The organism is Acinetobacter seifertii (assembly GCF_000368065.1).
GTDB lineage: Bacteria > Pseudomonadota > Gammaproteobacteria > Pseudomonadales > Moraxellaceae > Acinetobacter > Acinetobacter seifertii.
Map to the genome: position 1 here is coordinate 2,036,379 of NZ_KB851200.1, position 25,469 is coordinate 2,061,847.

Sequence of the window (25,469 nt, forward strand, 5' to 3'; positions counted from 1 at the left end):
AATGAAAGAAAAGAGCCCTCACAAAGAGGGCTCTTTATCACAAATAATATTAAATTATTTGTCTAAGATGTTGAACAAATCTTTTTGTACATCTTCAATTGTACGCAAGCCATCAAGCTTGTCATAAGTTGGCGCATTTTCACCAGAAGCAGCACGGCCTTGGTAGAAACCAACTAATTGCTCTGTTTCAGTATGATAAGACGCTAGACGCTTACGGATTGTTTCTTCTTGGTCATCTGGACGTTGAACAAGATCTTCACCAGTTTCGTCATCTTTACCTTCCACTTTAGGTGGATTGTATACAGTGTGGTAAACACGACCAGAAGCTGGGTGCTGACGGCGGCCAGAAAGACGTTTTACGATTTCTTCGTCAGGCACATCAATTTCGATCACGTGATCAATGCTGATGCCTTCTTTTTCCAATGCTTCTGCTTGAGGAATAGTACGTGGGAAACCATCGAAAATGCAGCCATTTGCACAGTCAGGTTGAGCAATACGTTCTTTTACTAAACCGATAATAAGTTCATCTGAAACTAAACCGCCAGATTCCATTACGCTTTTAGCTTTTAGACCAAGTTCAGTACCTTCACGAATCGCAGCACGGAGCATATCACCGGTTGAAATTTGTGGGACATTGTAGCGCTTACAGATCAACTGAGCCTGAGTACCTTTGCCTGCCCCAGGTGGTCCGAGTAAGATAATGCGCATAAAAAACATCCTCATTTAAAACAATGAATGAAGTCTGGCAGAAAAAGTCTCATTAATCTTCAATAGATCCTGCCCGACGTCGAATTATAAGAAAGCTACAAACAAATGTATTGTACCAGCAATAAATCCGGTTACCCCACCTAATACAATAAGAATCCACTCGTCCTCTTGAAATGCAGGACGTAATAAATTCTGAAACTCTTTTGGTGTTAGTTCACGAATACGCTCTTTAAACATTTGAAAAATCTTCTGTGCCCGGCTTGCATTTAGTGCAGGGTCACATACGGGTCCCATCGTAATTTCAATTGAACGATCAATCAAGTCCGTCTTTAATCTTGCATACTCTCTTGGCCCTAAAGAAAGCTGTAAAGATGTACGAACAAGTGGTGTTTCCATAATTTCGTTAATATGACGTTTCACAATACGGCGCGTCTTATCTTTACGCGGCCCATACATCATTTCAGTCATAATCGATTTTAAGGTGATCAGATCTTCTGTAACTACACTTGAGAACACATCAGAGACTTCCTCTTGACGCTTCATGAAAGCACCTTGGAAATTATACGTTCCAATTCGAAGAACGGGTACAATCCAAGGGAACTTACGGTCTTTTGTTAATCTAAAAATCTGTGGGTAACGAATATAATTTGGTTCAATTGGATTAAATACCATCCAGATTGCAATCCAGTTAGTTAAAAAACCCCAAATTGAAGCCCAAAACGGAACAGTCCAGTGCCAAGGTACAACGAACCAGACAACCATTTGGAAAATACCAAAGAACATCCCGATTAAAGCACTAATATGCCAAATAAAGTTGATCTCTTTTTGGCCTACCTTTAAAAACATACGTACCATTAAACGGCGATCACCTTCCATCTGGCTCACGACCATTTCACGCATATTCACCAGTGACTCGACGTTCATAGTCAGCTCAGTCACTAATTCTCTTAATACACCGGGTAATTGTTTATGCGCCTGTGCATAAATACGGCGTTTAATTGAATAAGGTAAATTTTCCCAAAGTACGGCATTACGATCGATCATCACCTCATCAATCAAATGCTCAAGTTCAAATCCGACTTGCTCACCAATAATACGTGCCATGTCTTCAGGGTCCATGGCCTCTAAAAACTCACGTAAAGAACCTAATTTAGATAAAGTATTATCCGTGATAATTCCTGAAATACGTCCAGCTTTGCGCGGCACAATTCCTTGCCAACCGACTGGTAAAGGGCCTAAATGAAAACCCCAAAATTTGATTGGGTAAAATACCATTTTTAACGCCATCCACACATGTGCCCATGTGACAAAGGCAGTAACTGGGATGATACTTAAAACGGCCCAAAAATCAGGTCTGTGTAAAAAGGTCTGCCACAATCCGCTGACGTACTCTAACATGTAAGACTCTCGTATTTATTTGTGCTCTGCTTATGGCGAGTTAACGATAAACTGCTTTGTTTTATAAACCAAAACTTAGAGAATAAGAAAATTGAATTTGTGGTTTAGTCTTCGCAGCAACTGCTCCGTTCTGGTCAGTCAGTTTTTCAGCTGCACCAATACCGACACTAAAAGTACTAATTCTTTCTGAATTCAACAATACATATGCCAAATCGACACCAGCACCTAAACGAGATTTATACTCTCCATCTACTGGCTTGCTATCAAGATGTCCAGCATAAAAGCCAATATAGTAGCCATTTTTATCTGTTCCAGTCAGATAGTAAGGATAGCGAAATCCAACCTGTCCACCAGCAGTTTTATCACCATTTAAAAATGCGCCAACCTTGGCATAGGCAATACCATAAGGATTTACCCACTCACCATTAAGATGTAATAATTTTTGAGTAAAACCTGCACCTACATTCCAAGTAGACGCTTTGTGATCTGCTAATTTTGCTTCTGGAAGAAATGAATAATCTTGAGCATTTGCCCAACTGCTTACTGTCAAAACTGCAAGTAAGGGATAAATTTTTCTCATTATTTTCTCCATTTTCCCTAATCGTATAGTGAGAACAACCCTATTCTATTGAATGAAAGACTTTAACAGAATTATTTTGCTTCTTATATACAAGACTCTACAATTTTGTTGTCTACAAAGTCAAAAAAGCCAATTTTCCTCTTCACTGAAACTTTGAAAATTATGCGATATTTTAACTGCGCTTGCGTTAGAATAAGCAGCTATTTTTCTCACCCTATGTCATTAAGTCGATCCGTATGAAACAGCACTTTCCTTTAAAAGATATCCAGCAAGAAAAGCGCATTTATCGAGGTCGTATATTTTTTGCCGTAGGTCTTGTGATTATCTGTCTATTGGTACTAGCCAGCCGATACGCTTATCTGCAAATTTTTCATTACGATGAGTTCTCGACTGCATCGGATAAAAACCGTATTCGCTTACAACCGCTCCCCCCTGCTCGTGGTTATATTTATGACCGTAATGGGGTTTTACTTGCTGATAATTACCCGGTTTTTACCGCAACATTAAGTAAGGCAGATGTTGAAGATCCTGATGCAGTTATTGAACAACTACAACCCATTTTAGAACTTACTCAAGAAGATGTAGACCGCTTTAAAAGTCGTATTAAAACGGCACGAAAAACTGAACGCGTTGCAATTAAGCTAAACTTGACCGAGACAAACATTGCCAAGTTTAGTGAAGTTAAATACAAATTCCCTGGGGTTAGAATTGAAACCCAAATGACGCGCTATTACCCGCATGGTGAATTGTTTGCTCATGTGATCGGATATGTTGGCCGTATTAACGATAAAGAATTAAAAAGTATTGATAAAGACTTATACGCTGGAACAAACCTGATTGGTAAAATTGGCGTAGAGAAAAGCTATGAAGATTTACTGCATGGAACACCAGGTTATGAATCTGTAGAAGCCGATGCTCATAGTAATGTATTGCGTCATTTAGGACGTAAAGATCCAACTCGTGGTAATGACCTCTATTTATCATTAGATTATGGTTTACAAGTCGTAGCATCACAGCAACTTGCTGGTCGTCGTGGTGCAATTGTTGCGATAGACCCACGTACTGGTGAAATTCTTGCGTTGGTTTCAAGCCCAAGCTTTAACCCAAACCTATTTGTGACGGGTATTAATCATAAAGATTATAGCTCTCTACGTGACAACATCGACCAACCTCTTTATAACCGCGCTGTTCAAGGCGCATACCCTCCTGGTTCGACTATTAAACCAATGGAAGCAATGGGCGGTTTACATTATGGTATTGTCGACTGGTCTACTGCTATTTCTGACCCAGGTTATTTCCATTTACCTGGTGACTCTCACAAATTCCGTGACTGGAAAAAAACTGGTCATGGCATCGTGAACATGCACAAAGCGATTATCATGTCTTGCGATACCTATTTTTATATTTTGGCAAATCAAATGGGCATCGACCAGATGAACCAATGGATGCGCCAATTTGGCTTTGGTCAAAAAACAGGTGTCGACTTACCAAGTGAAAGTGAAGGTTTATACCCAAGTCCAGAATGGAAAATGCGTACACGCAAAACTAAATGGATGAAAGGTGAAACAATTTCAGTCAGTATTGGTCAAGGTGCATTTACTGCAACTCCATTACAACTTGCAATGGCAACTGCTATTACAGCGAATCACGGCTCTCATGTAGTTCCACATGTTTTACGTGCATCGCATGGTGCAAAACCTTTTACAGTCCGTAATGCGCCTGATGGAAAAATTAATTTCAACGGTACAGACGAAGACTGGGTAAAAATGCGAGAAGCCATGATTGATGTAATTCAATCAGGTACTGGACGTGGTATCCGTACATCGCTTTATCAAATTGCCGGAAAAACAGGTACAGCACAGGTTAAAAGTATTGCACAGGGTAAACGTTATAACGAAGCTGCGCTTAGTGAACGCCAACTTGACCATGGTTTATTCGTTGGATTTGCACCTGCTGACAAACCTGAAATTGCTATTGCGGTGATTTGGGAAAATGGTCGTCATGGTGGTTCCGCAGCTCAACTTGCTAAGCCGATATTTGATTACTGGTTATTAACCCGCAATAAAAATCCGATTCGTCCAGCCAACCATCAAGTTAATGGTGGCCTTATGACAGCAGGAATTAAACCGGGTGAGCTTCCAAGTGGCGGCGAAACTGCTAGCTCTACGCCAGCACCTGCTACAACTACCGCAGCAGCATCTGCTCCACAAGCTACTCCTGCTCGCTCTGCTACAAATGAGATCGATGAATAATGAAAAATCAATTACGCATTATTGGGGGCGAATGGAAAAGACGAGTTTTACCATTCGCAAGTATTGAAGGTTTAAGACCTACCCCAGATCGTGTTCGTGAAACGTTATTTAATTGGCTCATGTGGGACATTCAAAATGCTCAGGTTCTCGACATCTGTACAGGTTCTGGTGCATTAGGCTTTGAAGCACTTTCACGCGGTGCCGCATCTGTTTACATGATTGAACCAGATAAGACTCAAGCACGATTTTTAAAAGAGAATATCCAGCTTTTAAAAGCGCAGAATTGTCATTTAGTCAATGCAACTGCTCAGCAAGCATTACCGCGCTTAAAAGAACAATTTGATGTCGTTTTTTTAGATCCACCTTATAGCCTCGATCTATGGCAAGAGCTCGCTCAATTGGCAGATTCACACATTAAAAAGAATGGATACATTTATGTTGAAGCTGACCGAGATTTATCTCAGCTTCATCTTCCTGCATCATGGCAACAAGTGAAAACCACTAAAGCAGGTACAGTCCACGCAGGGCTTTATCAGAAAATTTAAACATGTAGGATTTTATAAAGAACTAATTTATCTGATCTATTTATTTGAATGAGACTATTTTTATTTTGTATTTCAGAATAAATAGATCGTAAAAAATCGTATGAGTTGACCTCGATCATAAGGAAAACTCGAAATATATTCATAACCAATTTTCAATCTTGGATTAACACTATAATTAACTCCATATCCAACTGAAATAGATAAATCTTGAATATTAATATGATTCGTTAAACCATTACTGTTTTTGTTCTGAAGTTGCCCGGTATCATAGGCCGTATAATTATAAATTACCCAACGCTCATTTGAATAAAACTCGTTTTTGAGCACATTATAGTTATTAACTTCATCGTCATGCTCAATGGCTAACCGCCTTTGTTCCAAGTTTAAATCTGATTGATCTAATAACTGCTCTGTATCTAGTAAAGTAGAATCACTTTCTGGTTGAAAAAAATCATAGGCCTGAACATATCCACTGTAAAAGATAATCAGCGCTGTAAAAACAGGATAAATATTTTTATGCACACACATTTTATTTTGCAAATACAAAAAGGTAGCTTAAAGCTACCTTTTTTTGCAAGGGTTTAATTAACTTAAACCAATAACTGCAACAATTGCTGTGCAAGTACCCATAATTTTTTTGCCATAAGGTACATATCGCGTAAACAATGCACCTAGTGCTAAGCCACAGCAATAGATAATTGCCATACCAGTAACCATACCAGCTACTAATGCAGCAATATGTCCCGCATGTGCGAGTTCAACACCATGCGCTATACCATGAAAGCTTGCGAGTAATGCAGCAGCAATAGGTAAAATCCGATTTGATTTTGTCCATAGTGCAATCGCTGTAACAATCAAAGAAGCAATAATGCCGTATTCAGCAATACTGGCTGGTACTAAACCTTCAGCACCTACTAAAAAACCAACAATCAAAGTAATGCTTAGTGTAATGACACCAGCAATTTTCCATTGTTTAGCGGCTGACCATAACAAGATACCAAAACCTAAAGCCATGACTAAATGATCAAGCCCAGTAAAAGGGTGAATAAAACCTGCCATAAACCCTGAATGTGCATGATCATGTCCCGGATGTGCCATGGCTAATGCCGGTAACATGCTAAGGAGCCCAATGCCCCATTTCTTAATGAAGTTCATAGTTACTCCTTAAGCCTTAAACAGCCCTTGTTTCTCAATAAATTGAATAATTTGTTCAAGCCCATCTTGTGTTTTCATGTTTGAAAATAAAAATGGCTTTTCACCGCGCATGCGTTTCGCATCTTGGTTCATGACATCAAGGTTTGCACCGACCATTGGTGCAAGGTCAGTTTTATTAATAATCAGTAAATCTGACTTGGTAATACCCGGCCCGCCTTTACGAGGGATTTTTTCTCCACCTGCCACATCAATAACATACAAAGTTAAATCAGAGAGCTCTGGGCTAAATGTCGCGGCTAAATTATCACCACCACTTTCAATAATAATAAGCTCTAAGCCATCAAATTTTTCGCATAGATCATCAATCGCAGCCAAGTTAATTGAGGCATCTTCACGAATTGCTGTGTGTGGGCAACCACCAGTTTCCACACCCACAATACGATCTGGCGACATCGCTTCATTACGGGTTAAAAAGTTTGAGTCTTCTTTGGTATAAATATCGTTTGTCACTACAGCCATATTGTATTTATCACGCAAGGCACGGCATAAGTTAAGCGTAAGTGCTGTTTTACCCGAACCTACTGGTCCACCAATTCCAACTCTTAACGGGCTACGTTCTGTCATGATTTTTATCCTTTTTTCCTAAACTTAAGATCTGAATAACCGTGAATATTGTGTCTCGTGTTTCATGCTCAGCATGGCATAACGAGGTAAAGCGCTGCTTAATTGTTCATCATTAAGTTTCAAAGCTTTCTGTACTGCCTCTGGTACTAAACCATGCAAGTGCCATAAAATTCTTTGCCCAGCCATTTGTCCCAATGGAACCGTTTTTACTGCTGCCAAAACCTGATTTTCTAAAACAGTAAAAGTATAAGCAGTAAGCACATCCTCTTCTTTAAGCTCTAAACGCCCACAAAGCTGCGCATAGACAGGCACAAAACCAAACTGCTTTTTAACCTCAACCGTTTTTTTTAAAACATCTTTAATCCATGCATTTAAAGAAAATGCCAACTGCTGCGATTCAGCCAAAAGCTCTTTACTTTCTCGACTCGCCTTATATAAATTTGCCCAAGTCAGGAATTCATCTGGTTCATCATAATGTTGCATAAGACGTTTGAGTACCGGTAGCTCAAACCTCACTAACAGCATTTCAAGAACTTCTTCAAAGTAAGCAATTGCTGAGCTTTCATCGTGTATTAAGCCAATATCGATGGCTGTTTCCACGCCTTGTGAATAACAATACGCTCCAACTGGCAGTGCCGTTGAAGACAATGTCAGCAATTGCAGTAATTGCGCAGCATTATGAATGGACATGGTGTAAAGCTTTGATTGGGCTTAAGCGATGGTCATGACTATGCTGAGCATAGGCACCGCTTTCAGGTTCAAAAGGATGATCTGTTTCTGTCACTGTGAGCCCCAATCCTTCTACCATTTCTGCAAGCACATGATCAGGCTCAAAATACAAAGCTGTAGGTGTGAGCATTAATGGTACATGTCTATTACCTAAGTGATAGGCAGCTTTAAGTAAATCAAAATCGGTTTTAGCACTAACTTGCATTAAACGTTCAGGTTTTGCGTCAACACGTAATACATCACCCTCTTGGGTTGCAATATACGAACCACTACGCAAAATTCCAGTACGCGGCAAATCAGCTCCAATATCTACGCCACTTGCCAAGGCAGCTCGAAAACGTGATTTTTGACGGGTATCAAAAGTTAGTTCAACCGTTTCAAATGCCTGATCAGGAGAAATATCTTCAAGACGTTGGGTATAGATTTTCATTTAATTTTTCTCTCCTTTATTCAGTTCATATGTATAAATTCATAAAACAAAATCATTTCAATAAAACTTATCAAAACAAGAAATAACGCTGAGCCATTGGTAATACGTCAGCAGGTTCACAAGTTAATAGTTCACCATCTGCTCTTACTTCATAAGTTTCTGGATGCACATGCATAACTGGACAATATGTATTATGTTTCATATCCGCTTTAGTAATTTCACGCGTATTTTGACAGGGGCTAATTAGCTTTTTAAGTTCTAACTTTTCAGCAACTTTTTCATCAATGGCTGCTTGAGATAAAAAGGTAATACAAGTGTTATGCACACCACGCGGATAGGCGCCAAACATTGGACGATAATGAACTGGTTGAGGTGTCGGAATGGAGGCATTAATGTCACCCATCGGCGCCGCCGCGATCATGCCGCCTTTAATAATCATGGAAGGCTTCACACCAAAAAAGGCCGGCTTCCATAACACCAGATCAGCAAGTTTTCCGACCTCAATCGAACCAATTTCATGACTTAAACCATGGGTAATGGCTGGGTTAATTGTATATTTAGCAATGTAACGTTTAACGCGATTGTTATCATGAAACTCGTTGTCACCCTCTAGAGGACCACGTTGAATTTTCATTTTGTGTGCAGTTTGCCAAGTTCGTAAAATCACCTCACCCACGCGCCCCATCGCCTGAGAGTCAGAAGACATCATGGCAATTGCACCTAGGTCTTGCAGAATATCTTCGGCAGCAATGGTTTCACGACGAATACGACTTTCTGCAAAAGCAATATCTTCAGCAATTGCAGGGTCTAAATGGTGACAAACCATGAGCATATCTAAATGCTCATCAATAGTATTAATGGTATAAGGTCGCGTTGGATTCGTTGAAGATGGCAACACGTTACTTTGTCCAATTGCTTTTAAAATATCTGGAGCATGTCCACCACCCGCACCTTCTGTATGGTACGTATGAATGGTACGGTCTTTAAATGCGGCCAGTGTTTCTTCTAAAAAGCCACCCTCATTTAATGTATCCGTATGAATAGCGACCTGAACATCAAACTCATCTGCCACACTCAAACAGTTATCAATCGCTGCTGGTGTTGAACCCCAGTCTTCATGTAGTTTTAGCCCAATTACTCCAGCCTTAATTTGCTCACGAATTGGGTCTGGCAAACTCAGGTTACCTTTACCTAACAGACCAATATTCATAGGCAAATCATCTATCGCCTGCAACATGGTCGCAATATGCCAAGGACCCGGAGTCACTGTAGTTGCCGAAGTTCCTGCTGCTGGTCCTGTACCGCCGCCCACCATTGTTGTTGTACCAGACATCAGCGCGGTTTCAACTTGTTGAGGACAAATCCAGTGAATGTGGGTATCAATACCACCTGCTGTTAAAATTTGCCCTTCACCCGCAATCACTTCTGTTGCAGCACCTAGAGGAATGGTAATGTCAGGTTGAATATCGGGGTTGCCAGCTTTTCCTATTTTCCAGATCCGGCCATTTTTTAAGCCAACATCAGCTTTTACAATTCCCCACCAATCTACAATTAAAGCATTGGTAATGACCGTGTCAGCAACTTCATCAGCTAAAAGTTGAGATTGTCCCATGCCATCACGAATGACTTTACCACCACCGAACTTAACTTCTTCACCATAAGTCGTTAAATCTTGCTCAACTTCAATAAAGAGCTCTGTATCAGCTAGACGAATACGATCTCCGACCGTTGGACCAAACATCTCAGCATATGCACGACGTGACATTTTCATAATTTTTTACTCATATCTTTCATTATGGTTGTTATGTTTAATCCAACTTACCCATGACTCGGCCTGCAAAACCATATACTTCTCGCTTACCAGCTAAAGCGACAAGTTCCACTTCTCGGCTTTGTCCCGGTTCAAAACGGATTGCTGTACCCGCCGCAATATTTAAGCGAAAACCTTTTGCAGCTTCACGGTCGAACTGTAGTGCATCATTGGCTTCATAAAAATGAAAATGCGAACCTACCTGAATAGGTCGATCACCAACATTAGCCACCATAACTTTTAAAGTTTCACGCCCAACATTTAGCTCAATGTCAGCCTCTGGAGTAATGATTTCACCGGGGATCATAACTGCTCCTTTTATACGATTGGCTGATGAACAGTGACTAATTTTGAACCATCCGGAAAAGTTGCTTCGACCTGAACCTCAGCAATCATTTCCGCTACACCATCCATAACATCTTCACGCTTTAACAAAGTCGTTCCAAAGTGCATGAGTTCACTCACTGTCATTCCATCTCGTGCACCTTCGAGTAAGGCTGCTGAAATGAAGGCAACTGCTTCCGGATAATTCAGCTTTAAACCTCGTGCTTTACGACGCTCAGCCACTAAGCCTGCGGTAAAAATGAGTAACTTATCTTTCTCTGTTGGATTGAGTTCCATATCTCTTTCCTAATAGCATCTAGTTTTCTTTAAGCAAAATGCGTGCTCAAAAGCAGCATACTTGTTCTAATCGTTTTTAAAATACGCAATTTAACGTAAGTTAGGTTTTCCAAATTCTTGGAAATTCTTCATCTAAATCAAACCAATAACGTCTTAATCTTGCGCGTATGGCCGCAAATGCATCATGACAATGCCGTACATCATTCCCTAAAAAACGTGCACAAAGCACATCTTCCAATAAAGTCAAAGTAACCGGAGCATCCATACGCATGATTAACTCACGGACAAGTTCAACATGTTGTTCTAAATAAAATGGAGAGCGAAATTTTTCAGGCGGTACAGCCCAGAAACTTGCCATTACAGCCTGATTATTCATTCCTAAACATGAGCTTAACCAGCGATCTCCTCCCTCAAAATATAATGTATCGGCAACTAATAATTTATTTTCACGCCATAACTTAAACTGGTTGTGATAACTGCCCTGAACAAAATTTTCAGCTCGAGCTTGCCGTCCCAATACCAGCATATCCCAACCAATGAAACTTGCTGTTTGTTCAAGGTGAATATGTGTTTCTGAGTGCGCTACAGCACCATCAAACAACATCGTCTCTTGCGGCATCCACTCTAGAATAGAGTCTTTTTTTACAGTCAAATAAATATGTTGAAAAGCCTGTTTACCATTTGTTCTATACCATTTTCCAGCCCCAGGCGTGGTAATAACGGCATGCGCCTGTTCAGCTGTTTCAATTTGAAAAGTAAGATGGTCGCCTCCTGCAATGCCGGCTGGTGGATGAACAATAATAGCGTGGCAAACTCCAGTTTTTTCAGGCCAGAGCATTTTTTGCACCCGAACAGGGCCATAATGTTTTCTATGATTCATTATGGTGCGACTTTCTTTAAAACAAAAACCTAGTTCTAATTGCGCATACCAAAATGGTGCTAAAGAAGTATGAGAAAATTGTTGAATCCGATTCATTTTGGCTCATTTTTATTAATGGCTTTATTTAATAAGCAAAATATGCACCATATACAAAAAGAGGTCATTACAAACTTGGAAACAATTTTTTTATTTTAATGAGTTAAAAAATCATCAATGTCTAACATAAAACCACAGTAAAGCATGGAATTATTTATACAATAGCATCCATCCTCGCTCTTATAAATTTTTTCCATGAAAATCTTTTTCGTGTTAGTACCTTTTGTATTTTTAACTGGGTGTATTTTTGGCCAATCTAGTGAGGTCAAACGCGCAGAAAAACTTCTAAATAATTTCCAATGTAAAAACGTAGAAACTAGGGAGATTTCAAATAGCTCAATTAATTCTTATTACCAACAAACTTTAGCAGTAAGTAAAGAAAAAGCGACCTCTTATGTAGAAAGTTATAAAGATGGTGAGGAATTATTTGCAATGCCTTTAGACGAGGTAGTAAAAAAACAATATGAACTCTATAAATCAGCGTGTGATTCTCTAGGTGGAGTTTCTGCTCATCCATAATTTTTTAGATGTATCCATTAACTCAGTTAGTGGATACTTTTTTTACTCGTTATAAATTTCAATAAAAATCGTTTAAATGAACAAAAAAATATACACTTTACCTTTTGTTAAATTTTGACTACATACAAACGCTTTTATTTTTTATGATCTTTTTCTAGGCTTTAAAGACTTTTAATTTTTATTTTTGAGGTTTTCTTCATCATGAAAAAATCATTATTAGCAATTGCACTTATGAGTACTCTTCTTGTCGCATGTAACAAACATGAAAATAAAACAGAGACAACTTCTGATGCTTCTACCCCTGTACAAACTAGTGAAGCAAGTAATGCTGTTGCTGTAGATACTGAGCACTCAGCAGAAAATTCTTTAGATTGGAATGGTAAATATACAGGTACCCTTCCATGTGCAGACTGTGAAGGCATCAAAACAGAACTAAAATTAAAAGATGATAAAACTTATGAATTGACTGAAACTTACTTAGGCAAAGGTGATACAAAACCATTTGAAACTCATGGTAAGTTTGCTTTCGATAAAGACAACACTTCTATCATTACCTTAGATAATAAAGCTGAAAATCGTAAATTCTTTATTGGCGAAAATACTGCAACTGCTTTAGATATGGAAGGTAAAAAAATTGAAGGTTCTTTGGCAGAGCACTATGTGTTGAAAAAAGAAGATTAATAAATTTTTAATATAAAAAACCCGCTCATTTGAGCGGGTTTTTTATGGAATCAATTCTTAGTTAGCTGCGAATTGGTTCATTGTGTTTTTAGCATCGTCATGTGCTTTAAGAGCGTTATCACCAGAGAAGATTTCTTTGTGATCATCACCGATGTCAGAACCCGCCATTGCTTGGTGTTTCACACAAGCGATACCACCACGGATTTCTTTACGTTGTACGCCAGCAACATAAGCCAACATACCTTCAGAACCGAAGTAACCTTGTGCAAGCTCATGAGTAGAAAGAGCAGCAGTGTGGTAAGTCGGAAGTGTGATCAAGTGATGGAACACACCTGCTTCACGAGAAGCATCTGCTTGGAATGTACGGATCTTGTCATCAGCATCAGCAGCTAATTCAGTATTGTCATATTCAGCGCTCATTAATTTAGCGCGGTCATATGCAGAAACATCTTTACCTTCAGCAACCCAACGGTCGTAAGCTTGTTGACGGAAGTTTAAAGTCCAGTTAAATGATGGGCTGTTGTTATAAACAAGCTTAGCATTTGGAACAACTTCTTTAACACGGTTAACCATGTGTGCGATTTCTTCTACGTTTGGAGTCGCAGTTTCGATCCAAAGAAGGTCAGCACCATTTTGAAGGCTAGATACACAGTCAAGTACAACACGGTCAATTTGAGTGTCAGCACGGAACTGATATAAACCTGAAGGTAAACGTTTAGGACGGTGTAACTTACCATCACGCTTGATTAAGATTTCATCTTCTTGCGCATCAGCAATGTCAATTTCTTGAGTATCTAAGTAGCTGATGTATTGAGAAGCGATGTCACCTGGCTCTTTAACCACTGGGATTTTTTGAGTCAAGTCAGCGCCTTCAGAGTCAGTACGCGCAACGATGATACCTTCTTCAAGACCCATTTCTAAGAATGCATAACGTAATGCATGGATCTTAGCAATAAAGTCTTCGTGTGGAACAGTTACTTTACCAGCTTGGTGACCACATTGTTTAGCATCAGATACTTGGTTTTCGATTTGAAGCGCACAAGCACCAGCTTCGATCATTTTCTTAGCAAGTAAGTAAGTTGCTTCTTCGTTACCGAAACCAGCATCGATGTCAGCAATAATTGGCACAACGTGAGTTTCAAAGTTGTCGATTTGAGCTGTGATTTCAGCTGCTTTAGCAGTATCACCAGCTTCTTGTGCTTTTTTAAGGGCACGGAATAAATCGTTTAATTCTTTTGCGTCAGCTTGACGTAAGAAAGTGTAGATTTCTTCGATCAAAGCAGGAACAGAAGTTTTTTCGTGCATAGATTGGTCAGGAAGTGGACCGAACTCTGAACGAAGAGCAGCAACCATCCAACCAGAAAGGTAGATATAACGTTTGCTTGTAGTACCGAAGTATTTTTTGTTCGCAATCATTTTTTGTTGTGCGATGAAACCATGCCAGCAACCTAATGATTGAGTGTATTTGCTTGAGTCAGCATCGTATTCAGCCATATCACGACGCATAATCGCAGCTGTATACTTAGCAATATCTAAACCAGTTTTGAAACGGTTTTGAAGTTGCATACGAGCAGCATCTTCTGGGCTAATGTCTGCCCAAGTGTTGCCAAATTTTGCTTTTAATTGACGTACTGCATCAATCGCTGTTTGATATGTAGTCATGATATTGTCCTGTATTCATTTTAGGATTTCATCGATTGAAGCCTAGAGTCACGTTACTTAAATTTCTTATGACACCAGCTGCTTCCTCATGAACACAGCTTAGACTTAGCCAATCAATTAATCCAATATCCTTCGTTAATCTTCAGTATTTATTTAAAAAATATACCAATAAATCGATATTATAAGTAAAACTAAAAAACATAACACTTTGTTTATGAAAACAAAATAATCCTAAAGGAGTATAGTGTTTTGATGAAAAAACTCTCCAAGTTTTATTTTTATACAATTTTTGGGATTTTTCCATTCATTTTTAGTGTCAAAAGTCAATTGTAAATTAGGCGACTTTTGCCAATGTAAAAAGTCAATTTTAATGATAGAACATGGTTAAATATATAAGAAAAATTTTACGTCTATAAACATAAAGTCAAAAACAGATCAAAGATAATAAAATCGAGCATTTGAGGTCCTTTTCAAGCATACTTAATTTCAACAAAAAATGTCGTTTTTCTCATCATTTTTTCACACAATGTTCTTTAAATATGGCATAATTTGAAACAATTTTAGGGTTTTATTTTCGGTATTTTTTTTATGAATCTGGAACGGGTAGATCTTAATCTATTAATATATCTTGATGTTCTTCTTCGTGAAAAAAATGTTACACGCGCAGCAGAACAGCTTGGCGTTACTCAACCAGCCATGAGTAATATTTTACGTCGCTTGCGTAATTTATTTAACGACCCTCTTCTAATCCGCTCATCGGAAGGAATGACACCGACAGAACGCGCACTCGAATTACAACCACGTATTCGCGATGCCCTTTCTGATCTTTCCATGATTTTGGAACCGCGTACCGAATTCCGCCCTTATACCAGCAATCGCGTTTTTCGCATTATGACTTCTGATTATGCAGAAGCAACTCTGGTTCCTCGTCTTGTAAAAGCTTTACGTTCTGAAGCTCCAAATGTAGTGCTCGACTTTCTTACCCCAAGTGATGTGTCATATAGAGATATGGAACAAGGTAAAGTTGATCTGGCAATTAATAGATTTAATGAAATACCGCAAAGTTTCCACCAAGTGTTAGTTTGGCGTGATAGTTTCAGCTGTATTTTGAATGACAAACACCCTGCTGTTACTCATTTAAATCTTAAAAGTTACCTAGATGCACAGCATATTTGGGTATCTAAAACAGGTATGGGTGTTGGTTTTGGCGTAAACCCAGATAAACAAGGTGGTTTAGGCTGGATTGATCAAGCATTAGAACGTATTGGTCAACGTCGTAAAATTTCAGTATTTACTCGCCACTACCAAATGCCAGCCTTGCTTGCTCAAAATGTTGACCTCATTGCAACGCTTCCAACTCGAATGGCGCGCCTACAAACTCAAAATCCAAAACTGGTTATAAAGGATCCTCCTTTTTATATTCCAGAATTTGAACTTAAAATGGCTTGGTGCCCACTATTACACCATCACCCTGCTCATCGCTGGTTACGCCAACTTATTCTATTCGTTGCTCGCCAAATGATCGAAGAAGAAAATCGTGAATTTCTTACCAACAATTCACAATTTTCTCACTATTAAATAAATTTTAATTTAATTGTCTCTTTCAAACATTATCTTTAAGCGCTGAGCAATCAATCTGATTACCTCAGCGCTTTTTTGTGTTAAAACATAGTCATAATAATGATGAACCTCGGGTGATTTGTGAGTCTCTTTCAAAATATCATTATCATCGTACTGCTCATCATCGCAGCAGGCTTTTTATCTTTAACTGAAATTGCACTGGCTGGCGCCAGAAAAGTGAAGTTAAAAATTTTAGCTGAAGCTGGCGAGGAACGTGCTCAACAGGTACTTGATTTACAAGAACAATCTGCAGACTTTTTTGCAGCATCCCAAATTGGACTAAATGCTGTTGCAATTTTAGGCGGTATTTTAGGCGAAGCTGCTTTCCGTCCATTTTTTGTGACTTTAGTTGACCGGTTCTATGTAGGTCCCTGGTCGCAAACAATTGGTTTTGCTCTATCTTTTACTTTAGTAACATCGCTATTTATTTTATTTGCCGATCTTATGCCAAAACGCTTGGCTATGATTGCCCCAGAAAAAATTGCAATTAGTGTTATCAATCCAATTCAGGTTTTTATTAAAGTTTGTAAACCTTTGGCTTGGGGAATTAATGCCATCGCGAACCTGTTATTCCGCTTATTTAAAGTAAATACAACTCGAGAAGACAATATTACTTTTGATGATATCTCAGCTGTTATGGATGCAGGTGCCCAAGCAGGTGTACTTCAAAAACAAGAACATCATTTTATTGAAAATGTTTTTGAACTAGAAGAACGCAACGTACCATCGAGTATGACGACGCGTGAAAATGTTGTTTATTTCACTTTAAACGAACATGAAGACAGTATTCGACAAAAATTAGCAGAATATCCTTATTCTAAATTTTTAGTGTGTAATGAAAATATTGATCAGGTTATTGGGTATGTAGATGCCAAAGATTTTCTTGTCCGCATTTTAAATAACCAATCACCCACTCAATTAAATGAATCTACTATTCGTAATGTTCTAATTATTCCTGACACATTAACCCTTTCTGAATTACTTGATCGCTTCCGATCAACAAAAGAAAAGTTCGCTGTTGTAATTAATGAATATGCGCTTGTAGTTGGTGTTATCACCTTAAGCGATATCATGATTACCGTAATGGGTGACTGGGTTACCCCAATTGAAGAAGAACAGCAAATCATTAAACGTGACAATAACTCTTGGTTAATTGATGGCAGTACACCAATTGATGACCTGAGACATGCTCTTGAAATTGACGAAATGCCCGATGAAGAGAATTATGAAACGCTAGCAGGTTTTATGATGTATCGTTTACGCAAAATTCCTCGTCCAGCCGATTTTGTCGAATTTGGTGGTTATAAATTTGAAGTTGTCGATGTGGATCATTTTAAAATCGATCAACTATTAGTTACTCGCGTATTAGAAAAATCTGAATTACATTCACCAACTGACGAAAATTGATTTATTTTGGTGCAAAATATCCTGCCAAAAGCAGGATATTTTTTTAATATGAATAAGTAATTATTAAATTCACGCTTTCATTTAATATTCTTCATTATTAAAAGTTTAATTAATTATGCTAATCATATTTATAAATATAAAGATTAACCTCTTAATTAAAATAAAAAAATTGAGTTCAATTGAAATGAAAATTTGCGAATAAAGCATTTACAACCCCATCAGCCTTAGGTAACGTAGACATTACAAGCCTTGTAAATGGGTCTTCTTCTCATCTCAATGCTCAAAGTAAGTATAATTCTTCAAAATATATGATAATTTTAAATATGATAAAACCTTTATATAAATGTAAAACCACTATATATAATAAATAAACTAAGCCATTAATATATATGTTCAGTATTTCCTAAGAATATACCTTTTTAATTGAATATATATTAACCAAATAAACTAAATATATTATTTGTTTTTTTAATAAAAATTCATAAGAATAATAAAAGTCAAAGTTTGGAATAAACTTGTTCAGTAAAACTAAAGGCAAAGGATTGATTGTATGCTGACATTACTTGGTGTTGGCATGATTTTGTGCTTCATGTACTTAATCATGTCCAAACGTTTGAGCCCTATTATTGCTTTAATTCTTATCCCATTTATTTTTTCTCTTATTGCTTGGGGCCTAGGTCACTACTTTGAAAGCTTAAGTCATATTGAGCTTAAAGGTCTCAGCGAGATGATGCTAGAAGGCATCAAAAAACTTGCACCTACTGGTGTAATGCTATTATTTGCAATTTTATATTTTGCCTTAATGATCGATGCAGGTCTTTTCGATCCCCCGGTTAAATGGATTTTGAAAAAGGTTAAAGGCGATCCTCTAAAAATTACATTAGGGACCGTTTTTTTAACGACATTAGTTTCCCTTGATGGTGATGGATCAACGACATATATGATTTGTGTGGCAGCTATGCTTCCTCTCTATCAGCGACTTGGTATGAATACACTGATCATGACAGCACTTATGTTGTTATGTAGTGGTGTAATGAACCTTACGCCATGGGGTGGACCTACTGCCCGCGCAGCGAGTGCACTTCAAGTCGACCCAAGCCATATTTTTGTACCAATGATTCTTCCAATGATTATTAGTATTGGCTGGTTATTCTTCTTGGCATATTTATATGGTCGCTATGAGCAAAAACGTTTAGGCGTGATTGAGCTTGAAAGTCATCATGGTGACAATATTACTGTTTCAAAAGATCCAGAAGCGACTCGTCCACATTTGCGTAAAGTAAATATGGTACTCACCATTATTCTTATGATTGCGTTGATCAAAGGTATTTTACCAATGTCAGTGTTATTCATGCTGGCGTTCTGTATTGCGATGCTTATCAACTATCCAGATGTTGATATGCAGAAGAAACGTATCGCTATGCATGCAGATAGTATCTTGGCTGTGGTAGGTTTAATTTTTGCGGCAGGTATTTTTACAGGTATTTTATCTGGCACAGGCATGGTTGAAGCGATGTCTAAAGAATTCGTCGCAATGATTCCTGCAAGTATGGGACCTTATCTGGCACCAATTACAGCGTTGGTAAGCATGCCTTTGACGTTCTTTATGTCAAATGATGCATTCTTCTATGGTGTATTACCTATTCTTGCTGAAGCTGCTTCACATTATGGTATTAGTCCAGAAGCGATTGCTCGTGCATCAATTGTAGGCCAACCTGTACACTTATTATCACCACTTGTTCCATCAACTTACTTGTTATGTGGTCTTGCTAAAGTCGATTTTGCAGATCATCAAAAGTTCACTTTTAAGTGGGCATTTATTACTTGTATGGTGTTAATGGGTACAGCTTTGGTGATTGGTGTTTTCCCACTTTTTAGTGCGATCTAACTACATTTTGCTATAAAAATAAAAGCCCCAATTGGGGCTTTTATTTTTTATTTATTTACATACTCAATCATGGCGTCCAAGAACGCATGAAAGTGCAAGCTAATATCTTCTTCTAAAATTTTATAGGCATTATCAAATTGCACCATTGGCCAACCTTCTTTCCAAAATGGGAAGATATCATGCAAGTCATGAGTAACTATTGCATCTTCACGAACAATTGCTTGTGAAATTTGTGCCAAAACTTGCGCTGTTTCTGCCCCATCAATAGCTAAATAATCAATACCACGCGCTTTTAAAATACGAATTCGATCTTTTTTATAGCGAATTTTTTTAGCTTGAGCTGCATTTAAACCTAGTGCAAGAGTCACTGCCTCTACAAACTTCTCTTCAAAATTTGTATTTAGTGCCACCAAAGCCTGTTTATGCGCTTCCTGACGTCCTGCTTTCCCCCCGCTACGGATAATCTCATTTGCTTCCGTATCTAGCTTATCTTTTTTCATCGACTGTAAAATGTCTAAAATTTCGATATCGCTTAAAGATTCAGGAGATTGCTCAAACATAGGAGTCCTTATACATACAACTAAAGGCACATTCTCTCATAAAAGCGATATTAAAGCAGAACAAAATTTTAAATAGCCTCTTACCTTGACTATTTTTATAGCCTTAATTTCAGAGATACCACTCATAAAAATCAGATAATTCTTTGGTTATAATTTTTAATGTTTGCCAAATTAGTTTTACCCTGATAATATTATTTTACCCTGATAAAAATATGTGGCAAAAATGAATACAACAATCACCTATACCGCTTTTACTGGAAGCACACTTATTGCAAGCGACTCCCTTGTTGAACTTGCAAAAAAACTAAAACATCTTCCTAAAACAACGGAAAATATTCTGATTTTTAATGATCAAACAGGTCAACAAATTGATCTTGATCTTTCTGGTTCAGAACAAGATTTTCAACAACGTTATGCTGAACCTGAAGAAATTAAAAAAGTTGGTCGACCTAAACTTGGCGTAATTTCGCGTGAAATCACTTTACAGAAAAAACATTGGGATTGGTTAGATCAACAAAGTGCGAGTGCATCAGCAGTAATTCGTAAGTTAATTGATAAAGAGTTAAATAATCCAAATTCTGAAGGCAATATTCTGCTTGCCAAACAAGCCATCGACCGTTTTATGTCTGCTATGTTAGGCAATATGCCAAATTATGAGGAAGCAACACGCGCCTTATATCAAGGTGATCGAGATACATTCTTAAAGATGATTCAGAACTACCCTAAAGATTTAAGAGAATATTTAACTTTAAAAATCCAAAGTATTTTCTAAACTCAATAAAAAACCCGCTTACGCGGGTTTTTTGGAACTCATTTTCAATCTATTAAAGACGAACCAATTCCACGATTTTTTCTACTGCTTCTTCTACTGTTTCAGCAGTTATCTCAGTATCTGTACCATCCACAGAAGTTGTAATAGTTACAACACCAGTCTCACGTAACAGAACCAATTGCTCAGCTGTTAAACTTGCTTTCGCGATTGCAACTACACCTTGCTGAATCAGCAAACTTTCTAAGACTTGAGCTTTTTCAATTAATTGTGCAGAAACACCAATAGCAGCAGGTTTTTGACCTAAACGAGCAGCACGGTCTTCGGCAGTAACAGCATTGCTATGAGCAGTCCATTCTACCGCAGCTTCTACCATGCCCGCGCCAACAGTCACGTTACTTAAACGGTCAATAAAAATAAATGAACCTGTATAACGAGAGTCTTGATATTGGTCAAATACTACTGGAGCATCAAACTCAACTACCACATCGGCAATTGCATTTAACTCAAGCTCTTCTACTTGAGTATGCTCAAGTGTATTTACATTCACACGGTAGTGAATGTTCTTCACTTTTGCTGGAACGGTTTGTGTACCAATCTTAATGTTGTACAACTTACCTTTTACAAGCGGGTGCTCATTCATCCATACCACAGAAGCACGAACGCTACGTGAAATTAATGGTTGCTCACCTGCACGTACCAGCACGTTACCACGGCTAATATCAATTTCGTCGTTTAACGTTAATGTAACTGCTTGACCAGCCACTGCTTGCTCAAGGTTACCGTCAAAAGTAACGATTTCTTTAACCGTAGAACGCTTACCAGAAGGTAACGCTACAATTTCGTCACCGACTTTAATTTCACCTAAAGCAACAGTACCCGCAAAACCACGGAAGTCGAGGTTTGGACGGTTCACATACTGAACAGGGAAACGGAATTCGTGTTTGTTTGATTCGCGGCTAATTTCCACAGACTCAAGAATACTCATCAAGGTTTGACCCTTGTACCAAGGAGTATGAGCAGATGGATTTACAACGTTATCGCCATTTAAAGCAGAAATCGGAACAAATAAGATATTAGCTGGGCGACGCTCACCTAACTGGCTCACGAACGCATCATATTCAATCTGAATCTCATTAAAACGCTCAGGTGAATATTCAACCAAGTCCATTTTATTAATGGCAACAACAATATTTTTAATACCAAGCAAACTAGCAATAAATGTATGACGACGCGTTTGTGTTTGAACACCATAGCGCGCATCAATCAAGATAATTGCAAGATCAGCAGTCGATGCACCAGTAGCCATGTTGCGGGTATATTGTTCATGTCCCGGTGTATCAGCAATAATAAATTTACGCTTTTCAGTCGAGAAATAGCGATAAGCTACATCAATAGTAATACCTTGCTCACGCTCAGCCTGCAAACCATCTACAAGCAACGCCAAATCTGGTGCATCACCCGTCGTACCTACTTTTTTACTGTCACGTGTTACAGCTTGCAATTGATCTTCATAAATCAATTTTGAATCGTAAAGTAAACGGCCAATTAAGGTACTTTTACCATCATCTACGTTACCGCAAGTCAAAAAACGCAAAAGGTCTTTTTGTTCATGCTGTTTTAAATAAGCCAGAATGTCTTGGCTGATTAAGTCTGATTGATGAGACATTGCTCAAACTCCACAAATTTAGAAACTGTCTTAGAAATAGCCTTCTTGCTTTTTCTTTTCCATTGAGCCTGCTTCATCATGGTCAATCATACGACCTTGACGCTCAGAACTTGTTGCCAATAACATTTCCTGAATAATTTCTGGCAATGTATCAGCTTCAGACTCGACTGCACCTGTTAATGGGTAACAGCCAAGCGTACGGAAACGTACAGACTTCATTTGTGGAACTTCACCCTCTTTTAAGCGCATGCGTTCATCATCCACCATAATGAGCGTACCACTACGCTCAACTACTGGACGAACAGCAGAGAAATAAAGAGGAACAATTTGAATATTTTCTAAATAGATATATTGCCAGATATCTAACTCTGTCCAGTTAGATAAAGGGAATACACGAATACTTTCGCCTTTGTTTACTTTACCGTTGTAAAGGTTCCAAAGTTCAGGACGTTGGTTTTTAGGGTCCCAACGATGCTTACTATCACGGAATGAATACACACGCTCTTTCGCACGTGATTTTTCTTCGTCACGGCGCGCACCACCAAAAGCAGCATCAAATTGATATTTATCCAAAGCCTGTTTTAAAGCTTGGGTTTTCATAATATCTGTATATTTTGAGCTACCGTGATCAAATGGATTAATCCCTGCTTCACGGCCTTCTTTATTTTGATGAACAATTAAATCAAAGCCATGAGTTTTTGCCATGTTATCGCGAAACGCGATCATGTCTTTAAACTTCCAACCTGTATCAACATGTAATAAAGGGAAAGGAAGTTTTGCAGGATAAAATGCTTTTAATGCAAGATGAAGCATCACAGCCGAATCTTTACCAATTGAGTAAAGCATGACTGGATTTTCAAATTCTGCTGCAACTTCACGAATAATATGAATACTTTCAGCTTCAAGTTGCTTGAGATGTGTAAGTCTTGATTCAGTCATGAACACGCCCTTCTCTATCCATTTTGCCCATAAAATCTAGAAGTGGTATTAAACCACCACTTAGAAGACCATGTGGAGGAACGAGTGCCATAACAACTCCAATTTTTCGTGATAAATAATCCAACCACAAGCCCTTTATGAGGCTTATAGCATTAGTTATGCATTATAGTGATTTAAAACTGTTTTCTTTTGCTTGTTTTTTCATATTGATATTCAAATTCATCATATATATGTAAAATACTGATTTGCATAACTCACCTGTCTATCGTAGCTAGCATTATTAGTTGAAGCAAATCACGATCTCATCTTTAGATTTCTTTAAATACAATAAAAAAGAGAAGCCATTTTAGCTTCTCTCTTGCTATAGCACTATTTAATAATTAGAAACCAAACATTTTACGCTCTAATGGAATTTCAATACCAATAGATGCACCTGAGTCATTACCTTCTAGGTCAGAGTCACTAATCCAACCATTAATTTTTAATGGAAGATCTGGTTTGATGTAATGTGTCCAAGTTAAATCAAGTGCTTTGATTTTATCTTCTTTAGGGAAGGCTTTATTAATTGCAAGATTAGACTCATTCACCTTAACAACCATTGCACGGCCACTTAAGCGATTCATCGTGTCAAAGCGAATATCACCACCGACAGAGTACATTTGACCATCACCACCAATTGCATGCCCTAGAGGGAAACCATGCTGATAATAACCGTCAGTATATTGATGATGACTATATGAAATGCCTTTTACATCGCCATTAGTACGCGTATCTGCCCATTCAGCATAAAGTTGGTAAGGCATATTTTTAACAATTGAAGAATAATCAGCACCAGCTAAATACATTTTTTTCGATGGTAAGTAACCTGCTTCGTCTTCACCAATGTATTGTCCATAAACACTGACTGGAATATTAAATAAAGGTTGTAGGTGTAAGCGAGCATCAAAACCAGCTAACTGGTTAGACGGATTATCTACACCAATACAATCAGTGTTTGTACAGCCATTATCTTTACCAATAATTGCATTCCAATATGCCTTGAAGCTGTTTGGTTGCCCATCACCACCAATCTGAAGTGTACGTGAAGCACCTAACTCCAAAGCTGGAACTGGACGTGCAGTTACACGCATCCCCAATAATTTAGCATTAGGAACAGCCTTATAGTCATCTAACTGACCTGCAAATAATTGGTATTGCCAAGGCCCAATCCAAGACAACCATTTATTTTCAAATGCATCTTGTACAGCTCGTTGCATGGTTACCCCATAAACGGGACGACTCGCATCACCACGGATTAAGCTGCCATCATGTCCAGGTCCCCACCACGTTGGAATTTGACCTGCAACAACCCACTGATTCCAGAGCTTGCCAGCAACATACGAACCTTCTACATTCACATCATGCCCACTATCAATTTGTGGATCTTTTTCAGCGTTTACACGAATTTTTGCGTCCCAATTTTCACCGCCCGCATTAAACTCTACAGAACCTTCATACTGTGATTTATGATTATTTCCAAATGCTTGAGGAATATCTTTGATATCTGTTCCTGCAAAAGCACCTACTTTAACTGTATCGTTATCTGCTTTTAATGCATTAAGAACTGAATTAATAACTTTTTGTTGAGCTGGATGAGTTACTTTAGCCTGAGAGAGTGCGCGCTGAATTTCATCACCGCTTAAAGGCCAAGTAGAAGTGCTGATGTTAATAACACCTTGTTGATTCAACCAATTTAAATCTGTACGCAAATCATCATTATTAAGCACCAAACCTTGGGCAAAAACAGCTGAAGAGGCAGCTGTTAATAATGCAATTGAAAGTGTTTTTCTTAAAAACATGTCAGCACAATTCTCAAAGTTATTTATGAGCAACACATTAATTTTTTTATCACAAATTTGCAATTGTTAAACTGTGCAATTACATTTTT

Annotated in this window: 26 protein-coding genes; 8 read left to right on the top strand and 18 right to left on the bottom strand. The window is 38.3% G+C overall.

The window, feature by feature from the left end; genetic code table 11:
* Window positions 1-54: 54 nt before the first annotated feature.
* The 3 genes from adk to F985_RS17105 all read right to left on the bottom strand — a co-directional run bounded on the left by adk (window position 55) and on the right by F985_RS17105 (window position 2,686).
* Window positions 55-708: an adenylate kinase gene (gene adk, locus F985_RS17095; protein ID WP_002117671.1), complete on the bottom strand. Its 654-nt coding sequence runs from the start codon at window positions 706-708 to the stop codon at window positions 55-57.
* An 84-nt stretch (window positions 709-792) separates the two neighbouring features.
* Complete coding sequence (locus tag F985_RS17100; protein WP_004703059.1) at window positions 793-2,106, bottom strand: DUF445 domain-containing protein; 1,314 nt, start codon at window positions 2,104-2,106, stop codon at window positions 793-795.
* A gap of 61 nt (window positions 2,107-2,167) precedes the next feature.
* Window positions 2,168-2,686: a hypothetical protein gene (locus tag F985_RS17105; RefSeq protein ID WP_004703061.1), complete on the bottom strand. Its 519-nt coding sequence runs from the start codon at window positions 2,684-2,686 to the stop codon at window positions 2,168-2,170.
* A gap of 236 nt (window positions 2,687-2,922) precedes the next feature.
* Between F985_RS17105 and mrdA the strand changes: the two genes are divergently transcribed.
* Complete coding sequence (mrdA, locus tag F985_RS17110) at window positions 2,923-4,938, top strand: penicillin-binding protein 2 (protein ID WP_004703063.1); 2,016 nt, start codon at window positions 2,923-2,925, stop codon at window positions 4,936-4,938.
* Window positions 4,938-5,483 (top strand): 16S rRNA (guanine(966)-N(2))-methyltransferase RsmD, encoded by a 546-nt coding sequence (rsmD, locus tag F985_RS17115; RefSeq protein WP_004703065.1) that lies wholly within the window; start codon window positions 4,938-4,940, stop codon window positions 5,481-5,483. The genes mrdA and rsmD overlap by 1 nt, the downstream gene beginning before the upstream one ends.
* Before the next feature lie 72 nt (window positions 5,484-5,555).
* Here the strand turns inward: rsmD and F985_RS17120 are convergent, their stop codons facing one another.
* The 9 genes from F985_RS17120 to F985_RS17160 all read right to left on the bottom strand — a co-directional run bounded on the left by F985_RS17120 (window position 5,556) and on the right by F985_RS17160 (window position 11,828).
* Window positions 5,556-6,011 carry a hypothetical protein gene (locus F985_RS17120; RefSeq protein ID WP_004703067.1) on the bottom strand — a complete coding sequence of 152 codons (456 nt, stop codon included), beginning with the start codon at window positions 6,009-6,011 and terminating at the stop codon, window positions 5,556-5,558.
* Window positions 6,012-6,068: 57 nt separating this feature from the next.
* Complete coding sequence (locus F985_RS17125; protein WP_004703069.1) at window positions 6,069-6,638, bottom strand: HupE/UreJ family protein; 570 nt, start codon at window positions 6,636-6,638, stop codon at window positions 6,069-6,071.
* A 9-nt stretch (window positions 6,639-6,647) separates the two neighbouring features.
* Window positions 6,648-7,262 carry an urease accessory protein UreG gene (gene ureG, locus F985_RS17130; protein WP_004703071.1) on the bottom strand — a complete coding sequence of 205 codons (615 nt, stop codon included), beginning with the start codon at window positions 7,260-7,262 and terminating at the stop codon, window positions 6,648-6,650.
* 24 nt (window positions 7,263-7,286) lie between these two features.
* Window positions 7,287-7,952 (bottom strand): urease accessory protein UreF, encoded by a 666-nt coding sequence (locus F985_RS17135; protein WP_004703073.1) that lies wholly within the window; start codon window positions 7,950-7,952, stop codon window positions 7,287-7,289.
* Window positions 7,939-8,421: an urease accessory protein UreE gene (gene ureE, locus F985_RS17140; RefSeq protein WP_004703074.1), complete on the bottom strand. Its 483-nt coding sequence runs from the start codon at window positions 8,419-8,421 to the stop codon at window positions 7,939-7,941. The genes F985_RS17135 and ureE overlap by 14 nt, the downstream gene beginning before the upstream one ends.
* Before the next feature lie 70 nt (window positions 8,422-8,491).
* Window positions 8,492-10,192, bottom strand: coding sequence for an urease subunit alpha (gene ureC / locus F985_RS17145; RefSeq protein WP_004703075.1), 1,701 nt, complete (start codon window positions 10,190-10,192; stop codon window positions 8,492-8,494).
* A gap of 37 nt (window positions 10,193-10,229) precedes the next feature.
* Window positions 10,230-10,538, bottom strand: a complete 309-nt coding sequence (locus tag F985_RS17150; RefSeq protein WP_004703076.1) for an urease subunit beta — start codon at window positions 10,536-10,538, stop codon at window positions 10,230-10,232.
* Between the two features lie 11 nt (window positions 10,539-10,549).
* On the bottom strand, window positions 10,550-10,852 hold the full coding sequence (ureA, locus tag F985_RS17155) for an urease subunit gamma (RefSeq protein WP_002054385.1): 303 nt from the start codon (window positions 10,850-10,852) through the stop codon (window positions 10,550-10,552).
* A gap of 100 nt (window positions 10,853-10,952) precedes the next feature.
* Window positions 10,953-11,828: an urease accessory protein UreD gene (locus tag F985_RS17160; protein WP_004703078.1), complete on the bottom strand. Its 876-nt coding sequence runs from the start codon at window positions 11,826-11,828 to the stop codon at window positions 10,953-10,955.
* 195 nt (window positions 11,829-12,023) lie between these two features.
* Here F985_RS17160 and F985_RS17165 point away from each other — a divergent pair, with 195 nt between their 5' ends.
* Both F985_RS17165 and F985_RS17170 read left to right on the top strand, forming a co-directional pair.
* Window positions 12,024-12,347: a hypothetical protein gene (locus F985_RS17165; protein WP_004703079.1), complete on the top strand. Its 324-nt coding sequence runs from the start codon at window positions 12,024-12,026 to the stop codon at window positions 12,345-12,347.
* A 201-nt stretch (window positions 12,348-12,548) separates the two neighbouring features.
* On the top strand, window positions 12,549-13,028 hold the full coding sequence (locus F985_RS17170; RefSeq protein ID WP_004703080.1) for a copper resistance protein NlpE: 480 nt from the start codon (window positions 12,549-12,551) through the stop codon (window positions 13,026-13,028).
* Window positions 13,029-13,085: 57 nt separating this feature from the next.
* On the opposite strand, the gene F985_RS17175 is transcribed toward F985_RS17170, so the two are convergent.
* Window positions 13,086-14,690, bottom strand: coding sequence for an isocitrate lyase (locus F985_RS17175; protein ID WP_004703081.1), 1,605 nt, complete (start codon window positions 14,688-14,690; stop codon window positions 13,086-13,088).
* A 588-nt stretch (window positions 14,691-15,278) separates the two neighbouring features.
* On the opposite strand from F985_RS17175, the gene F985_RS17180 reads away from it, so the two are divergent.
* The 3 genes from F985_RS17180 (at window position 15,279) to F985_RS17190 (ending at window position 19,605) form a co-directional block, all read left to right on the top strand.
* A complete protein-coding gene (locus tag F985_RS17180) occupies window positions 15,279-16,268 on the top strand; it encodes a LysR family transcriptional regulator (RefSeq protein ID WP_004703082.1) in 990 nt (329 codons plus the stop codon).
* 123 nt (window positions 16,269-16,391) lie between these two features.
* Window positions 16,392-17,717 carry a polyamine export protein PaeA gene (locus F985_RS17185; RefSeq protein ID WP_004703083.1) on the top strand — a complete coding sequence of 442 codons (1,326 nt, stop codon included), beginning with the start codon at window positions 16,392-16,394 and terminating at the stop codon, window positions 17,715-17,717.
* A gap of 550 nt (window positions 17,718-18,267) precedes the next feature.
* Window positions 18,268-19,605: a CitMHS family transporter gene (locus F985_RS17190; protein ID WP_004703084.1), complete on the top strand. Its 1,338-nt coding sequence runs from the start codon at window positions 18,268-18,270 to the stop codon at window positions 19,603-19,605.
* Between the two features lie 47 nt (window positions 19,606-19,652).
* Here F985_RS17190 and F985_RS17195 read toward each other — a convergent pair whose 3' ends face one another.
* Window positions 19,653-20,165: a hypothetical protein gene (locus tag F985_RS17195; RefSeq protein ID WP_004703085.1), complete on the bottom strand. Its 513-nt coding sequence runs from the start codon at window positions 20,163-20,165 to the stop codon at window positions 19,653-19,655.
* 214 nt (window positions 20,166-20,379) lie between these two features.
* On the opposite strand from F985_RS17195, the gene F985_RS17200 reads away from it, so the two are divergent.
* Complete coding sequence (locus tag F985_RS17200; protein ID WP_081401315.1) at window positions 20,380-20,937, top strand: DUF2239 family protein; 558 nt, start codon at window positions 20,380-20,382, stop codon at window positions 20,935-20,937.
* Between the two features lie 52 nt (window positions 20,938-20,989).
* Here the strand turns inward: F985_RS17200 and cysN are convergent, their stop codons facing one another.
* The 4 genes from cysN to F985_RS17215 all read right to left on the bottom strand — a co-directional run bounded on the left by cysN (window position 20,990) and on the right by F985_RS17215 (window position 25,380).
* Window positions 20,990-22,603, bottom strand: a complete 1,614-nt coding sequence (gene cysN / locus F985_RS17205) for a sulfate adenylyltransferase subunit CysN (RefSeq protein ID WP_004703089.1) — start codon at window positions 22,601-22,603, stop codon at window positions 20,990-20,992.
* A 30-nt stretch (window positions 22,604-22,633) separates the two neighbouring features.
* A complete protein-coding gene (gene cysD / locus F985_RS17210) occupies window positions 22,634-23,542 on the bottom strand; it encodes a sulfate adenylyltransferase subunit CysD (RefSeq protein ID WP_000140408.1) in 909 nt (302 codons plus the stop codon).
* The gene (locus tag F985_RS25325; RefSeq protein WP_081401316.1) at window positions 23,535-23,666 is read right to left on the bottom strand and encodes a hypothetical protein; all 132 of its coding nucleotides are present in this window, start codon (window positions 23,664-23,666) and stop codon (window positions 23,535-23,537) included. The genes cysD and F985_RS25325 overlap by 8 nt, the downstream gene beginning before the upstream one ends.
* Window positions 23,667-23,922: 256 nt before the next feature.
* Complete coding sequence (locus tag F985_RS17215) at window positions 23,923-25,380, bottom strand: capsule assembly Wzi family protein (RefSeq protein ID WP_004703094.1); 1,458 nt, start codon at window positions 25,378-25,380, stop codon at window positions 23,923-23,925.
* Window positions 25,381-25,469 lie beyond the last annotated feature (89 nt).

Excerpts from the sequence above, each read along its gene's own strand:
- F985_RS17165 (WP_004703079.1), top strand. The coding sequence starts at position 12,024 with ATGAAAATCTTTTTCGTGTTAGTACCTTTTGTATTTTTAACTGGGTGT.
- F985_RS17195 (WP_004703085.1), bottom strand. The coding sequence starts at position 20,165 with ATGTTTGAGCAATCTCCTGAATCTTTAAGCGATATCGAAATTTTAGAC.
- ureC (WP_004703075.1), bottom strand. The coding sequence starts at position 10,192 with ATGAAAATGTCACGTCGTGCATATGCTGAGATGTTTGGTCCAACGGTC.
- F985_RS17215 (WP_004703094.1), bottom strand. The coding sequence starts at position 25,380 with ATGTTTTTAAGAAAAACACTTTCAATTGCATTATTAACAGCTGCCTCT.
- ureE (WP_004703074.1), bottom strand. The coding sequence starts at position 8,421 with ATGAAAATCTATACCCAACGTCTTGAAGATATTTCTCCTGATCAGGCA.
- adk (WP_002117671.1), bottom strand. The coding sequence starts at position 708 with ATGCGCATTATCTTACTCGGACCACCTGGGGCAGGCAAAGGTACTCAG.
- F985_RS17100 (WP_004703059.1), bottom strand. The coding sequence starts at position 2,106 with ATGTTAGAGTACGTCAGCGGATTGTGGCAGACCTTTTTACACAGACCT.
- ureG (WP_004703071.1), bottom strand. The coding sequence starts at position 7,262 with ATGACAGAACGTAGCCCGTTAAGAGTTGGAATTGGTGGACCAGTAGGT.
- F985_RS17125 (WP_004703069.1), bottom strand. The coding sequence starts at position 6,638 with ATGAACTTCATTAAGAAATGGGGCATTGGGCTCCTTAGCATGTTACCG.
- ureA (WP_002054385.1), bottom strand. The coding sequence starts at position 10,852 with ATGGAACTCAATCCAACAGAGAAAGATAAGTTACTCATTTTTACCGCA.
- F985_RS17175 (WP_004703081.1), bottom strand. The coding sequence starts at position 14,690 with ATGACTACATATCAAACAGCGATTGATGCAGTACGTCAATTAAAAGCA.
- cysD (WP_000140408.1), bottom strand. The coding sequence starts at position 23,542 with ATGACTGAATCAAGACTTACACATCTCAAGCAACTTGAAGCTGAAAGT.
- F985_RS17105 (WP_004703061.1), bottom strand. The coding sequence starts at position 2,686 with ATGAGAAAAATTTATCCCTTACTTGCAGTTTTGACAGTAAGCAGTTGG.
- rsmD (WP_004703065.1), top strand. The coding sequence starts at position 4,938 with ATGAAAAATCAATTACGCATTATTGGGGGCGAATGGAAAAGACGAGTT.
- F985_RS17190 (WP_004703084.1), top strand. The coding sequence starts at position 18,268 with ATGCTGACATTACTTGGTGTTGGCATGATTTTGTGCTTCATGTACTTA.
- F985_RS17120 (WP_004703067.1), bottom strand. The coding sequence starts at position 6,011 with ATGTGTGTGCATAAAAATATTTATCCTGTTTTTACAGCGCTGATTATC.
- F985_RS17180 (WP_004703082.1), top strand. The coding sequence starts at position 15,279 with ATGAATCTGGAACGGGTAGATCTTAATCTATTAATATATCTTGATGTT.
- cysN (WP_004703089.1), bottom strand. The coding sequence starts at position 22,603 with ATGTCTCATCAATCAGACTTAATCAGCCAAGACATTCTGGCTTATTTA.
- F985_RS17150 (WP_004703076.1), bottom strand. The coding sequence starts at position 10,538 with ATGATCCCCGGTGAAATCATTACTCCAGAGGCTGACATTGAGCTAAAT.
- F985_RS17135 (WP_004703073.1), bottom strand. The coding sequence starts at position 7,952 with ATGTCCATTCATAATGCTGCGCAATTACTGCAATTGCTGACATTGTCT.
- F985_RS17170 (WP_004703080.1), top strand. The coding sequence starts at position 12,549 with ATGAAAAAATCATTATTAGCAATTGCACTTATGAGTACTCTTCTTGTC.
- mrdA (WP_004703063.1), top strand. The coding sequence starts at position 2,923 with ATGAAACAGCACTTTCCTTTAAAAGATATCCAGCAAGAAAAGCGCATT.
- F985_RS17160 (WP_004703078.1), bottom strand. The coding sequence starts at position 11,828 with ATGAATCGGATTCAACAATTTTCTCATACTTCTTTAGCACCATTTTGG.